Source organism: Actinomyces ruminicola (assembly GCF_900103885.1).
In the GTDB taxonomy this organism is placed as follows: Bacteria; Actinomycetota; Actinomycetes; order Actinomycetales; family Actinomycetaceae; genus Actinomyces; species Actinomyces ruminicola.
On the sequence record NZ_FNIM01000028.1, the window covers coordinates 1 to 14,241 of the forward strand.

A 14,241-nucleotide genomic window follows, 5' to 3' on the forward strand; every position below is an offset into this window, starting at 1 on the left:
GTGGGCTCGGTGGTGGGCTCGGTGGTGGGCTCGACCGTGGGCTCGGTGGTGGGTTCCACGGTGGGCTCAGTGGTTGGCTCGACGATCGGCTCATCCGGGAAGGCGTTGGTCGCCACGATCTTCACCGTCGCGGCCGCATCGATGGGGAATGTCAGCGACACCCCGTTCTCGATCGGCGTCGCCGTCGCCCCGTCCACCTCGTAAGAGACGCTCACGTCCTCGGGCAGGTCCTTCTCGACGATCTGGCAGGTGGCGGAGGACTTGGTCGTCACCGGCGTCGTGGTCTGCCCCGCCTGAATCGCAGGCATGTCAATGAAGTCGGCGGACAGGCACTTGTAGGAGAACTGGTAGGAGGCGTCGGCCGGCGCCGCGGTTCCGGTCGTGACCTTCTCGATCGTGAAGGACGCCCGGTGGCCGGATCCGGTCCCGCCGCTGTTGGGCAGCTCGACGCGCCCGACCACCGTGGCCGGCTCGCCATCCTCTGCCACCGAGATCGTGGCGGTGTTGACCAGTTCGTCCAGGTCGGCGACTTCCGGGCCGACGTCGGCACGCAGGTCGATCTGGAGCGATTCGTGAGCGGGCTGGTAGCGCCCGTCGGCCATGGGGCTGAAGACGATGCGCACGCCGCCGCCGGCGGTCTCCGTGCAGGACCAGCGGTTGGAGTCGATCTCGTTGTCGTAGACGACTGCCGTGTGCGGGTAGGGCGTGCGGTCGTAGATCTTCGCGCCCTCGCAGGTCAGGGTCAGGCCCTCACCACCGAGGTCCTCAATGACCAGGGGCTCGTACACGTCCTGCGTGGTGGTGCCGACGTACACGACCCAGCGGGAGCTACTGATGTCGGCGTCGTACACGCCGGTCTTGCCGCTGGCCTGGTCCACGCCGGTGGGGCCGGGGCCCACATAGGTTCCGGGAAGCTGGAAGCTCTGACCGCAGGAGCTGAAGGTCAGCGTGTAGTCGCCGCCCGCCTCATCGACCTGGGAGCGGTCCCAGCCCAGGGTCACCCAGGCGGTGCCGGTGATGTCGCCGTAGGTGTCGGCATACTCGGACAGGACGAAGTTGAGCGTCTTGCCGGACCAGGTGGCCTGGCCGACGACGGCGCCGTCCGGTGCCGTCAGGTCGAAGCTGCTGGGGCCGCGGTTCTCCAACTCGGCCGGCAGGGTCAGCGTGAAGCTGTCCCCGGAGCTCGCGGTGGCGGGAGCAGCCCAGGTCAGATCGGCGCGGACCAGGCCGGAGGCGTCGGAGACATAGGTGCCGTTGGATACGTGGGTGCCTTCCCGCCAGGCGACGGAGGTGACCGAGCCGGCGCAGGTTTCCGCGGCTGCGGCTCTGCTCTGGGTGGCCTCGTCGCTGACGTCGGCAGACGCGGCGGACCCCGGAACAGCGAGAGCTAGCACCAGGGCCGCGGCGCAGGCGAGTGAGCGTAACGCCTTCATTGTGTTTCCCTTCGATGAATCGGGAACTTGGGATACGGGACTCATCGAAGCACAGGATTAGTAATGCCCTTGCCAGTGTCGAGTGGCGAAAGTCTGCCATGTCATACGTGTGTCACACCGATTGTGGCGCGTCTGGCCTGTCGTCTGCCTGCGGCAGCCACCCCAACCGTACCGCCTGCATCCCCAGCTGGAAACGGCTCTGTGCCCCCATCAGGCGGTTGAGTTCGGCAACCCGCCGGGCCACGGTTCGCAGGCTCACACCGAGCTGCCGCGCAATCGCCTCGTCGGTCATGCCGGAGGCGAGTGCCCATATCAGCTCGCGGTTGTGCGGCAGCGTCTCCTCGGCGGCCAGCGCGCGCGGCATGGGCACGGCCGTCTGCCACAGCTGCTCGAACAGGTCGCCGAAGGTCGCCACCACCGCAGTGTCGGTGATGCGGGTGGTAATGACGCCGTCGTCGGGGCCATGGCGCAGGATGAGCGCCGTCGTCTCGTCGGCGAGGAGCATGCGGAAGGGAAGGCGCTCCACGAAACGGGCCTGTTCGCCCTGCCGGATTGAGGCGGCGACTACGCGAAAGTATTCCGGATCGTGCAGGGAGGCCATCTCGTACAGGGCCCGGTGCCGTACGCCGTGGCGCAGTGACTCCTGCTGCGTACTCGCCTGCTTTCCCGAGGAGGTCAGGTACGGAGGCCGATCCATTCCCCGGAACTGTGTGCGCGCAGTGGTGAAGATCTGGTTGAACATGGCGATGGCCCGCTGTGGGGACCGGGTTGTCTCCACCGTGCGTCGACCGCCCTGCTCCAGCAGGTCCAGCTCGAGGGCGGCAACCTTGGCGCGGTGCGCATCCTCTAGGTGTTGTTGCTCCAGGTTGCGCAATGCGCGTGCTGCTGAGCGTGGGCTCGGAACCCCATCGGCAACGACGGCGAGGTCGGCTTCGATGAGTTCGGCGATCACCTCATCGCCTGCGGTCTCGTCGGGAAGACCTCCGCTGAGGAGGGCCAGGTACAGCGTTTCGGCAGCCTCGCTGACACCGAGCTCGGCAAGTAATCGACGTGGCGGCCTAACGTCCGAAGCGTCCATGACAGTGATGCTAATGGCGGCTGCCCGATCATGCTGGGGATGGGTCTTGGCATTCGTGGACGTAAGCGCGGCACAATCAGCGCCATGAATCGTCCGCTACGCGACCTCTCCCGCCCTACTACGCCATGCTCCGCCGTCCAGGCCCGTATGGCAGAGGAGACCGCCGCCCGCGCCGCTGCGGCCGGACCCGCGCCCGCCCTGCCCGAGGACGTCGGCGCCGACCCGGGCCTGCGCGCCGAGCTCGCCGCCGTCACCGACTCCCTCGCGCCGGAGTTCGTGGCCCTGTCACGCGACCTGCACGCCCACCCCGAGGTCGGGCACGCCGAGCACCACGCGGTCGCCGTCGTAGCCGAACTGCTGCGCACCCACGGCATCGACTCGGAGGCGGGCGTCTTCGGCATGGACACGGCGCTGCGGGCGGAGATCGGCGCGGCCGAAGACGCGCCCGCCCACCCCGGCGTTCCAACCATGGCGATCCTGGCGGAGTACGACGCCCTGCCCGGCGTCGGCCACGGCTGCGGGCACAACGTCATGTGCGCCAACTCGGTGGGCGCCTTCCTCGCCCTGGCCGAGCTTCAGCGCCGCCGCCCCGGGGCGCTGCCCGGCCGCGTCATCCTGCAGACCACCCCGGCCGAGGAGTCCGACACCGCCAAGGAGATCCTGGCCCAGCGCGGCATGCTCGACGGCGTCGACGCCGCCATCCAGACCCACGCCTACGCCCACGACCTGGCCGACCAGACCTGGCTGGGCGTGCGCCGCATGAGCGCGGTGTACACCGGCATCCCCTCCCACGCCTCCTCCCAGCCCTTCATGGGCCGCAACGCCCTGGACGCCGCCACCCTGGCCCTGACCGGCCTGGGCCTGCTGCGCCAGCAGATCCTGCCCATGGACCGCGTCCACGCCGTCGTCGACGACGGCGGGCAGGTCGCCAACGTGATCCCCGAGCGCGCCGAGCTCAACCTCATGGTCCGTTCCAAGTACCCCGAGACGCTCAAGGACCTGGTGGGGCGCGTGGAGGACCTGCTGCGCGGGGCGGCGCTCATGACCGGCACGGGGGTTGAGATCATCACCGACGCCAACACCAACGAGATGCCGGTGCGCTCCAACGGTCCGCTGCTGACCGCCTGGGTGCGTTCCCAGCGGGAGCGCGGCCGCGACCCGCTGCCGGCCGGCGTGGTGCCGGAGACGATCGCGGCGGGCACAGACTTCGGCAACGTGTCGCTGCGCGTGCCCGGCATCCACCCGCTGATCAAGGTCACCGACCGCGACGACGTCGCCCTGCACACTCGGGAGATGGCAGCGGCCGCCGGCTCGCCCACCGGCGACGCCGCCGCCGTCGACGGCGCCTACGGGCTGGCCGCCGTCGCCCTGGACTGGCTGCACGACGCCGACCTGCGCGAGGCCGTGCGCGCCGACTTCGAGGCCGCCGGCGGGGCCGTGGACGTCGCCGGATTCTGGGAGGAGTAGAGGCCGGGCGGGCCCGTCACAGCCGCCTGTGACGGGCCCGCCCTGGTTCCCGGCGCCGCATCGGCCTACTCGGCCAGTGCTTCACGCATGACGTCCAGGCCCATGCTGCCCAGGCGTAGCGCCCGGGTGTGGAAGTCCTTCAGGGACTGCCCGCGGCCCAGCGCCTCGTCGCGGGTCGCCTCCCACAGGCGCTGGCCGATGGCGTAGGAGGGCGCCTGCCCCGGCCAGCCCAGGTAGCGGTCCAACTCGAAGCGCAGGAACGACTCGGTCATGGCCACGTTGTGGCGCAGGAAGGCCCAGGCCGAGTCGGCGTCCCAGACGCCGTCGCCGACGCCGGGCAGCTCCGCCAGCTCCGGCGGGCGCCGCTTGCCCAGGTGCACGCCGATGTCCAGCACCACGCGGGCGGCCCGCAGCCGCTGGGAGTCGAGCACGCCCATGCGGTCGCCGGGGTCGTCCTGGAAGCCGAGGTCGGCCATCAGCTGCTCGGCGTACAGGGCCCAGCCCTCGCCGTGGCCGCTGACCCAGCAGGCCAGGCGGCGCCAGGAGTTGAGCTCGTCGCGCACATAGGTCTGCATGCCGACCTGGAGGTGGTGGCCGGGCACGCCCTCGTGGAAGACGGTGGTGCGCTCCTGCCAGGCGGCGAAGGTGTCGGTCCCCTCCGGCACCGACCACCACATGCGCCCCGGCCGGGTGAAGTCGTCGCTCGGGCCCGTGTAGTAGATGCCGCCGGTGGCCGACGGCGCGATCCGGCACTCCAGGGTGCGCAGCGGGGCCGGGATGTCGAAGTGGGTGCCGTCCAGCGCCGCGATGGCCTCGTCCGCGGTGCGCTGCATCCAGGCCTGCAGGGCGGCGGTGCCGTGGATGGTGCGCGCCGGGTCGGCATTGAGCCGGTCCATCGCCTCGCGCACGCTCACGCCCTCGCCGTACAACTGCGCGGCAATCGCCCGCTGCTCGGCGTCGATGGCGGCCAGGCGCTCGCGGCCCCACTCGTAGGTCTCGTCCAGATCGACCGTAGCGCCCAGGAACTCGCGGGAGAAGCGGGCGTAGCGCTCCCGGCCCACGCCGTCGGCCTCCCCGGCCAGCGGCGCGATCTGCTCTCCCAGGAACTCGGCGATACGACCGTAGGCGGCGCGGGCCTGCGCAGAGGCCGCGTGCAGGTCAGCGCGCAGCGACTCGGGAAGGGGCGCGCCGTCGGCGGTGGCGGCGGCGTCGATAAGCGCCGTGTAGGAGCTGGAGGCCTCCGCCGCCTGATCGCGGGCCTGGCTGATGCAGGCCTCCACCTGGCGCCGGGCGGCCACGTCACCCCGGCTCGCGGCCAGGCGCAGGGAGCCGGCGTACTCGTCCAGGGCGCGCGGCACGTCGCGCAGGCAGGCGGCGAAGTCCGCCCAGTCGGCCTCGGTGGCGGTGGGCAGGTTGTCGAACAGATCCCGCAGGTTCTGAATCGGGGAGGCGATGTTGTCCAGGTGGCGCAGCACCTCTCCGGCCTCGGCGGCCTCAATGGAGACGCCCAGCCGCTCGCGCATGGCGGCCACGGTGACCCGGTCGACCGCGTCAACCGGGGTGACGTCCTCCAGCTCGGCGAGCGCGCGCCGATCCAGATCCGTCAGCGCCTCAAGGGCCTCCGGGGAGTACCCGTCCAGCTCGCCGCGGCGGCCCGGAAACCCCACGGAGACCGCGAACTCGGGGGACAGGTCGGCCAGCTGCTCCACGTAGCGCTCCGCCACGGCATCAACGGCGGTGGGGCGGCGGGTGGAGCTGCCGACGGGATGGGCGCCTGTGGGCGGCACCGCGGGGATGTTGGAGGGAGTCTCGGTCATGGGCGAAGACTAGGGCACCGGTGCTTGATCAGCTCAAGGGCATGTACTTGTCGCGCGCCACCGGCTCACCGCCCCTGGATCGCTGAACAAACGGGAGTCTCCGATTCCGGGGTGTAGCGAGCGGCCGCCGTCGTCTCGGTTCAGGTGCGGGGGCGTGCAGGTTGGTCGACGAGCACCTGGCGGCAGCTGACGGTTTACGACCTTGGGGTACAAATCACGACCACCCCGGGGTCGTGGAACGTACCCCAAGGTCGTGATTTGCTGTCATGGCCACCTCGTGGGTTGCAACCGGGAGGGCACTCAGGCTGTGGTTGATGCGTCCTCGGGTTCTTCGGCAGGCGTGGACGCGTCCTCATTCGCGGCGTCGATGGCCGGCAGCCACGCGCGGATCGCGAGGGCGAAGCCGCTCAGTGCGACGACGGTGACCACAACGCCGAGTACTCCGGACCCCGTCGCCGAGAACACCACGTACCCGAGCAGCGCCGCGCCTGCGGCGGCACCCGCGTAGGGGAGCTGTGTGTTGACGTGGGTGATGTGGTTGCAGCCCGCTCCGGTGCTGGACAGGATCGTCGTATCCGAGATAGGGGAGCAGTGGTCGCCCCACACGGCACCCGCGAGGACGGCGCCGAATGCGGGGATCAGCAACTCGCCGCCGCCGGCGACCGCGCCCATGATCTCCCCGGCGATCGGCAGGAGAATGCCGAAGGAGCCCCAGGAGGTGCCGGTGGCGAAGGCCATCGCCCCCGCGACGACGAACAGCATCGGGATGAGCCACCGCGCCGACACCGCGGTCGACTCGACGAGCGAGCCCAGGTATGCGCCCGTACCGAGCTCGGAGATCAACGAGCCGAGCATCCAGGCGCACAGGAGGATCTTGATGGCCGGAAGCATCGAGCGGGCGCCTTCGACAACACCCTTGGCGGCCGTCCTGGCCTCGAAGATCGGGTCCTCGTGGGTGAAGTGGAAGTAGTAGAAGGCCGCGGTCGCGAGCCCGAGGACGCCGCCGAGGTTGAGGGACAGGGCGACGTCGGTGCTGGCGAGCACTTCGAGAATGGACCATGAGCCGGACGCGTGATGCCCCGTCAGGAGGATTCCACCGATGACCCCCGCGACCAGGACGGCGAAGGGAATGATGAGGGCGCGCATCGCCCCCGGCTCGTGCCGCGGCAGGGAATCGGTTAGCTGGCCGGGGATCTGCTCGTCGGGGTCGTACAGGCCACCGGTGGAGGCGGCGCGGCTCTCCTCGCGGCGCATCGGGCCGAAATCGATCTCCAGGACGACGGTGATCCACAGCAGGATCAGGGCGGCGATGGCGTAGTAGTTCATCCCTGCGGAGCGGATGAAGGCGCCGGCGTCGGAGACCTGGATGCCGACAGCTGCGACGATCGGCCCCATGATGCCGATGATCGAGGCTCCCCAGCTCGAGAAGGGGGCGAGCACGGCGACGGGTGCCGAGGAGGAGTCGATCAGGTAGGCGAGCTTGGCCCGCGACACCCGCTGCCGGTCGGAAACGGGGCGGGCGACCTGCCCGACGGCCAGGGCATTGAAGTAGTCGTCGACGAAGATCGCGGTTCCCAGCGCCGCCGCGAGGACCTGGGCGCCCCTCCGGGTGCGGACCCGCGTCATCGCCCACTCGGCGAAGGCCTGGGTGCCGCCGGACATCAGCACCAGGGAGGTGATGACGCCGAGAGTCAGCAGGAAGACCAGGATGAGGATGTAGTAGGAATTGGGTGCGCCTTCCGACCAGAAGATCTGGGAGAAGGCCTCCCAGACCTTGGCCAGGGTACTGAGGATGCCGCCATCGGCAACCAGGAAAGCGGCGGCAACGATGCCCACAGCCAGGGACGAGATGACCTTCTTCGTCCCTATAACCAGCAGGATCGCCAGGAGTGGCGGGACGAGGGACAGTACCGGGTAGGACTCGATCATCAACAGTTCCATTCGTTGCATGCCGGGGTGGCACCAGGCTAAGGCATCAGCAGTTCGGGTCTGCGGGAAGCCTCGCGCATTACGTGCATGCGTCGGCCCCGGCCGCGGGGCATCTCACGTCGGCGCGGCCGGGAGGGCGTCGTCGTCGTCGGTAGCATGAGGGGCCTCAACTTGAGCACACCCGGGAGGACCCATGCCTGAGCCCATCAAGCTCATCGACCGTGTCCAGGCCATCAACTGGAACCGGCTCGTCGACGACAAGGACCTGGAGGTCTGGGACCGCCTCACCGGCAACTTCTGGCTCCCGGAGAAGGTGCCGCTGTCCAACGACGTCCAGTCCTGGGCCACGCTGAACCAGGCCGAGCAGAACATGACCACGCGCGTGTTCACGGGCCTGACCCTGCTGGACACCATCCAGGGCACCGTCGGCGCCGTATCCCTCATCCCGGATGCCCGCACCCCGCACGAGGAGGCGGTGCTGACCAACATCGCCTTCATGGAGTCGGTGCACGCCCGCTCCTACTCCTCGATCTTCTCCACCCTGATCTCCACCGCCGAGATCGACGAGGCCTTCCGCTGGAGCGAGGAGAACGAGAACCTGCAGCGCAAGGCCCGCATCATCCTGGACTACTACCGCGGCGACGACCCGGAGAAGCGCAAGGTCGCCTCCACCATGCTGGAGTCCTTCCTGTTCTACTCCGGCTTCTACGCCCCCATGTACTGGTCGGCCCACGCCAAGCTCACCAACACCGCCGACCTGATCCGCCTGATCATCCGCGATGAGGCCGTGCATGGCTACTACATCGGCTACAAGTACCAGTTGGCGGTGCGCGAGTCCTCCCCCGAGCGCCAGGCCGAGCTGAAGGACTACACCTTCGAGCTGCTCATGGAGCTGTACGACAACGAGGAGCAGTACACCGAGGACCTCTACGACGAGCTCGGCCTGACCGAGGACGTCAAGAAGTTCCTGCGCTACAACGCCAACAAGGCGCTGATGAACCTCGGCTACGAGGCGCTGTTCCCGGCCGACACCACCGACGTCAACCCGGCGATCCTCGCCTCGCTCTCGCCCAACGCGGACGAGAACCACGACTTCTTCTCCGGCTCCGGCTCCTCCTACGTCATCGGCACCGCCGAGGCCACCCAGGACGAGGACTGGGACTTCTGAGCCGACATTGAACTGACGGTTCGTACGTTCGGCTGACGGTTCGTGTGTTCCGGTGGACGGTTCGTACTTTCAGTCGACGGTTCGGCAGTAGGGGTGCCGAACCGTCGCGGGAAGTGCCGAAGCGTTGCTGCCAAGTGCCGAACCGTCAAGGGAAGTGCCGAAGCGTCGCGGGCGGTGCCTCAGCATGATGAGGCACCGCCCTGTCGGGTGCGTGAAGAATCGGCGCCGGGTGTTACTCCCCGGTGTCGGGCAGCACCCAGGCGCGGGAGGCGGCGAAGCCCACGCGTACGGCGTCGCCCTCGGCATGCACGGCGCTGACGTCGGGGTCGGACTCCACGCAGACGATGGTGCCCACCTGGGTCTCCACCTCGTACTCCACGTGGTCGCCGTAGAACACGGCCGACAGCACGCGGCCCATGTCGCCCACTAGCTCGCCCGCACCGGCGGCGGCATCCTGCGCGCCGACCGGCTCCAGGCGCACCGACTCCGGGCGCACCACCACGGTGACGGCGTCCCCGTCGCGCACGTCCGCATGGCAGGCGGCCTCGACGCCACGCCCCAGCACCTGCACGCCGCACTTGCCCGGGGACACGCCCTGCGCCGTCGCCTGCAGGAAGTTGGCGCGGCCGATGAAGTCCGCCACGAAGGTGGAGGCGGGCCGCCGATAGATCTCCTCCGGGGTGGCCACCTGCTCGATCCGGCCCGCGTTCATCACCACGATCCGGTCGGACATGGTCATCGCCTCGGACTGGTCGTGGGTGACGTAGATCGAAGTGATGCCCATGCGCCGCTGCAGGCGCCGGATCTCCAGGCGCATGCGCACGCGCAGCTTCGCGTCCAGGTTGGACAGCGGCTCGTCGAACAGCAGCACCTTGGGCTGTACCACCATGGCGCGCGCCAGCGCCACCCGCTGCTGCTGGCCGCCGGAGAGCTCGTTGGGGGCGCGGTCTGCCAGCGAGGTCAGGTTCATGGAGGTCAGCGCCACGTCCACCTGCTCGCGCATCTCCGCCTCGGGCACGCGCCGCAGCTTCAGGCCGTAGCCGACGTTGTCGCGCACGGACAGGTGCGGGAACAGGGCGTAGGACTGGAACACCATGGACATGGGGCGCCGGTTGGGCGGCAGGGACACCATGTTCTGCCCGTCCAGGATCACCTGCCCCGCGGTGGCGTTCTCGAAGCCGGCGATCATGCGCAGGGTGGTGGTCTTGCCGCAGCCGGAGGGCCCCAGGAAGGTGATGAACTCGCCGGGGGCGACGTCCAGGCTCACCCCGTGCACGGCGTACACGTCCTTGCCGCGGTTCGAGAACACCTTGACGACGTCGCGCAGCTCGAGGTGCCCGGTGGGCGCATCCTTCTCAGCGGCGGGCTTTCCGGTGCGTCCGGTCTGCGCGGAGGTGGTGGAAGTGGTCATGTGGGAGCCTCCTTGGCTCTCTCGCCCCGCTGACTGGGGGCATGGCTGGTGACGGATGGTTGGGAGGGACGACGACGGCGCTGCGACCCGGTGCTGTTCTGCCGCCTTTCAGCGGGCGCAGCTCAGCGGGGCTGGCGGCCCGCACCGGTGCCGCGGATCAGCAGGTTGAGTCCGCCGATCACGGTCATGACGATCAGGATCAGAATGGTGCAGAAGGCGAAGGCGTTGCCGAAGCGGCCCGCGTCCACCTCCGCCAGGATCTGCGAGGTCATGATCTTGGTGTGCGGGGTGGTGATGAAGATGATCGGGGACAGCGTCGTCATGGAGCGGGCGAAGGCGTAGACCAGACCGGTCAGGAACGCCGGCCGGATCAGCGGCAGCGTCACCCGGCGGAAGGTCTGCGCACCCGAGGCCCCCAGCGACGTCGAGGCCTCGTCGATGGCCTTGTCGATCTGCTGCAGGGAGGCGATGCCGGAGCGCTGCCCGGCCGGCATGGAGCGCGCCACGTACACCATGACGATCGCCATGGCGCCGCCCGCGATGGCGCTGCCGCCGGCGAGCGGGGCGATGATGTTGACCCCGAACAGCGCCACCGGCCGGTTGAAGGTCACCAGGTAGCCGATACCGATGACCGTGCCGGGTACCGCCAGGCCCAGCATACCCAGGAAGTCGATCAGGGCGGCGCCGCGGCGCATCCGCACCACCACCAGCCAGGCCACCAGCATGCCCAGGATGCCGGCGATCGGGGTGGCTATCAGCGCCAGGATGGTGGTGTCGATCATCGACTCATTCCCGATGCCGGACAGCAGGTACTCGAAGTGCCGCAGCGTGAAGGAGTTGTTCACCCCGAGGATCTCCACGAAGGCGCCGACGACCACGGCCGCGTACACCGTGACCACCAGTGCCAGCACGGCCACGCAGGCCACCAGCAGCGGAATGCGGGCCACATTGGCGCGCAGCAGCTCGAAGGAGCCGGCAGGCTTGCCCGTCACGGTCACGGTGGAGGACCGGCCCGACCAGTACCGCTGCAGCAGGAACACCAACAGTGCCGGCACCAGCAGCACCAGCGAGTAGGCGGCGCCTGCGGCGGTGTTGTACTCGCCGTTGATGGCGATGTAGGCGCGCGAGGCCAGCACCGTGTAGTCCCCGCCGATCACCAGCGGGTTGGCCAGGTCGGCGATCGCCTCGGTGAACAGCAGCAGGAAGGAGGCGCCCAGGCCCGGCACCACCATCGGCAGCGTCACCGTGCGGAACACCGTGAACTTGGAGGCACCCAGGGAGGCGGCGGCCTCCTCCATGGCCGGGTCGAGGCTGCGCAGCATGCCCACCAGGTTCATGTAGGCAACCGGGAAGAAGGACAGCGACAGCACCAGGGTCAGCCCCGGCAGGCCGTAGATGTTCCACTCCTGGCCCAGCAGCTGGGTGGAGATGATGCCGTTGCGTCCGAACAGGGTGATCGACGCCGTCGCCACCGCGAAGGGCGGGGAGACCACCGGCAGCAGGCAGATCAGGTGGAACAGGCGCTTGCCGCGGAAGGCCACTCTTACCTGCACGTAGGCCAGCAGGAAGCCCACCAGGGTGCCGACGGTGCCCACCACCGTGCCGAGCACGAGCGTGTTCAGGACCGTGTTCCGGTTCGTGCGGGAGGTTGCGAGCTTGGTGAGCACTGCCAGGCCGTCTGCGGACAGGGCCTCGCCCAGGACGCGGCCCAGCGGCAGCAGCACGAGGAAGATGAGGACGAGGAGGACGACGACGAGGATCGTCGTCGTCACCGGGTCTTGCTTTACCCGGGTGCGGCCGCGGGCAGAGGCCTTGGCGGGCGGGGTCTGGGTGAGGGATGCGGCGGTCATGGGTGTCGCGCTTGAGGTCATGGGTGGTCCTCGGCTGGGTCGGGCGGGGAGCGGTCGGCGGCGACGGGCCTCGGTTGGGGCGTGCCGCGCGGGTTAGTGCCGGCCGGAGCGGGCCACCACGAGGGTGTCCGCACCGGCCGGCACGGCATGCGCCGGGTTACTCCTTGGGCTCGGCGGCGATCTCGTCGTCGAAGCGGGCGGTCAGGTCGGGCTTGGCCGCGGACGCTGCGGCGAAGTCATAGTCGACGAGGTTGATCTCATCGAGGTTGGCCATCTTGTCGCTCGTGTCGGCGTCCGGGTTGGTGAGCACCTGGTAGGAGCCCACGGTCTGACCGACGTTCTGGCCCTCGGCGGAGATGGCGAAGTCGATGTAGGCCTGTGCGGCCGCCTTGTGGCTGGACCCGGCCACCAGGGCCACGCCGCCGACCTCGTAGCCGGTGCCCTCCTCGGGGAAGGACACGACCAGGTCGGTCATGCCCTCCTCCTGGTACTTCACGCAGTCGTGGGAGAAGACCAGGCCGACGGCGGCCTCACCACGACCGGCGATCTGCCCCGGGGCGGTGCCGGACTTGGAGTACTGCAGCACGTTGTTGTGCAGCTTCTTCATGTACTCCATGCCTGCCTCCTCGCCACCCAGGCGCGTCACCTGGGTCCACAGGGTGGTGAAGGCCGTGCCGGAGGTGGACGGGTGGGCCGTAGAGACTTGCCCCTTCAGCGCCGGGTCGAGCAGATCGTCCCAGGAGTCCGGGACCTCCACGCCCAGCTTGTCCAGCTGGGCCTGGTTGGAGCAGAAGCCGAGCGCGCCGATGTACACGCCCGTCCAGTTGCCGTCGGGGTCCTTGTACTCGTCGGGGATCTTCTCCGCCTCCGGGGAGGAGTAGGCCTCGATCAGGCCCTGGTTGACGGCCTCGCCGTAGCCGTCAACCGGTCCGCCGTGCCAGACGTCGAACTCGGGGTTGTCCTTGGCGGAGGCCAGGCGGGCGACGGTCTCGCCCGAGGACAGGCGCACGTAGGTGGCCTCAATGCCGGTCTGCTCGGTGAACTTGTTGGTCCAGGCCTGGCAGAGATCCTCCATCGCACCGCAGGCGATGGTGATCGGGCCCTCGGCGGAGTCGGTGCCGGAGGAGCCGGAGTCGGTGGAGCCGGCGCAGCCGGACAGGGCGAGTCCGCCGGCCATGACGGCCGCTAGCAGCGCGGTGCCATACCGCGAGAAAGTACGCATGGGAATGCCTTTCGGGAAGTGCTGACGCAGCTGTGCGCCAAGTCATCTCCATGATGCACGGCGCGGACGGCGGTGGCGATGGATCGACGATCGCGGACTGTGACAGACCTGTCATTTTCGCGGGTCGGTGCGGTTCTCTGTGGGGCGGTGCGGGCGGCGGGCCTCCTCTGCCTCTTCGCCGAGTTCGGTAGAAGTGACGTGCCCAGATCGGTAGGTATAACCGCCGAGATCGGTTGAAGTTACGTGCCCAGATCGGCTCGTCCGGTTTGGGGGCGTGGGGCGGACCACGGACGCGCGCCCCGGCCCCATGCATTCCCCGACCCCGGGGTGCGGTTCACGACCTTGGTAGGCACTGCACAACCCCGGGGTGGTCGCGCCATGTCCCTACCAAGGTCGTGCGAGAACACGTCTTCGGCACCCACACTCTCGCCAACCAGGCCCTTGGGGCCTCGAGCGTGTTGGTGGTTCCCGCAGGGGTCCGGGTTCGTGGCGGGGCGGCGTCCCGCCGCGGGGCTCGAGCGCACGAGTTGTCCTCGGGAACACGAGTAAGGCTCAGGCGCACGAGATCCTGGAGGTTTGCACGGGTATTAGCCGTGCAAACCTCCAAGAAGTCGTGTTGATGACGCCAACGCGTGTTCGTGACGTCCCCGACCACGCCCTACGCCCACCGGCCGCCGGCAGGGGCGGTCACAGACAGCAAAAGGCGGCACGCGCCCCGGACAGGCCGACGACCCCACACCGTGGACAGGCTCCACCCGACCCACCGGCACGACTACCACAAGAACAAACAGGGGCCAGCCACCACAACGACCGATCTGGGCACGTGACTTCTACCGATCTCGGCGGTTATAGCTACCGATCTGGGC

General features: G+C 69.1%; 9 protein-coding genes. 2 read left to right on the forward strand and 7 right to left on the reverse strand.

All coding sequences use genetic code 11. From position 1 onward, the window contains the following. Positions 1–1,433: Ig-like domain-containing protein (locus BLR49_RS12690; protein ID WP_218121367.1), on the reverse strand; the 1,433-nt coding region annotated here is incomplete at its 3' end. 112 nt (positions 1,434–1,545) lie between these two features. Next, complete coding sequence (locus BLR49_RS12695) at positions 1,546–2,511, reverse strand: helix-turn-helix domain-containing protein (RefSeq protein WP_143013777.1); 966 nt, start codon at positions 2,509–2,511, stop codon at positions 1,546–1,548. Positions 2,512–2,595: 84 nt separating this feature from the next. Here BLR49_RS12695 and BLR49_RS12700 point away from each other — a divergent pair, with 84 nt between their 5' ends. Beyond that, positions 2,596–3,978 (forward strand): amidohydrolase, encoded by a 1,383-nt coding sequence (locus tag BLR49_RS12700; protein WP_092538194.1) that lies wholly within the window; start codon positions 2,596–2,598, stop codon positions 3,976–3,978. 65 nt (positions 3,979–4,043) lie between these two features. On the opposite strand, the gene BLR49_RS12705 is transcribed toward BLR49_RS12700, so the two are convergent. Together BLR49_RS12705 and BLR49_RS12710 are read right to left on the reverse strand one after the other, a co-directional pair. Beyond that, on the reverse strand, positions 4,044–5,795 hold the full coding sequence (locus BLR49_RS12705; RefSeq protein WP_092538196.1) for a DUF885 domain-containing protein: 1,752 nt from the start codon (positions 5,793–5,795) through the stop codon (positions 4,044–4,046). Positions 5,796–6,095: 300 nt separating this feature from the next. Then, complete coding sequence (locus BLR49_RS12710) at positions 6,096–7,745, reverse strand: Na+/H+ antiporter NhaC family protein (protein WP_245690731.1); 1,650 nt, start codon at positions 7,743–7,745, stop codon at positions 6,096–6,098. Between the two features lie 172 nt (positions 7,746–7,917). Between BLR49_RS12710 and nrdF the strand changes: the two genes are divergently transcribed. After that, on the forward strand, positions 7,918–8,892 hold the full coding sequence (nrdF, locus tag BLR49_RS12715) for a class 1b ribonucleoside-diphosphate reductase subunit beta (protein ID WP_092538200.1): 975 nt from the start codon (positions 7,918–7,920) through the stop codon (positions 8,890–8,892). Positions 8,893–9,124: 232 nt separating this feature from the next. Here nrdF and BLR49_RS12720 read toward each other — a convergent pair whose 3' ends face one another. The 3 genes from BLR49_RS12720 to BLR49_RS12730 all read right to left on the reverse strand — a co-directional run bounded on the left by BLR49_RS12720 (position 9,125) and on the right by BLR49_RS12730 (position 13,375). Further along, complete coding sequence (locus BLR49_RS12720; RefSeq protein ID WP_092538202.1) at positions 9,125–10,303, reverse strand: ABC transporter ATP-binding protein; 1,179 nt, start codon at positions 10,301–10,303, stop codon at positions 9,125–9,127. Positions 10,304–10,425: 122 nt separating this feature from the next. Next, complete coding sequence (locus tag BLR49_RS12725; RefSeq protein ID WP_092538204.1) at positions 10,426–12,174, reverse strand: ABC transporter permease; 1,749 nt, start codon at positions 12,172–12,174, stop codon at positions 10,426–10,428. Positions 12,175–12,310: 136 nt separating this feature from the next. Beyond that, a complete protein-coding gene (locus tag BLR49_RS12730; RefSeq protein ID WP_092538206.1) occupies positions 12,311–13,375 on the reverse strand; it encodes an ABC transporter substrate-binding protein in 1,065 nt (354 codons plus the stop codon). Between the last annotated feature and the right edge of the window lie 866 nt (positions 13,376–14,241).

Bases quoted from the DNA above. Each gene is read 5' to 3' on its own strand.
- BLR49_RS12695 (WP_143013777.1), bottom strand. From the start codon at position 2,511: ATGGACGCTTCGGACGTTAGGCCGCCACGTCGATTACTTGCCGAGCTC.
- BLR49_RS12700 (WP_092538194.1), top strand. From the start codon at position 2,596: ATGAATCGTCCGCTACGCGACCTCTCCCGCCCTACTACGCCATGCTCC.
- BLR49_RS12705 (WP_092538196.1), bottom strand. From the start codon at position 5,795: ATGACCGAGACTCCCTCCAACATCCCCGCGGTGCCGCCCACAGGCGCC.
- BLR49_RS12710 (WP_245690731.1), bottom strand. From the start codon at position 7,745: ATGCAACGAATGGAACTGTTGATGATCGAGTCCTACCCGGTACTGTCC.
- nrdF (WP_092538200.1), top strand. From the start codon at position 7,918: ATGCCTGAGCCCATCAAGCTCATCGACCGTGTCCAGGCCATCAACTGG.
- BLR49_RS12720 (WP_092538202.1), bottom strand. From the start codon at position 10,303: ATGACCACTTCCACCACCTCCGCGCAGACCGGACGCACCGGAAAGCCC.
- BLR49_RS12725 (WP_092538204.1), bottom strand. From the start codon at position 12,174: ATGACCTCAAGCGCGACACCCATGACCGCCGCATCCCTCACCCAGACC.
- BLR49_RS12730 (WP_092538206.1), bottom strand. From the start codon at position 13,375: ATGCGTACTTTCTCGCGGTATGGCACCGCGCTGCTAGCGGCCGTCATG.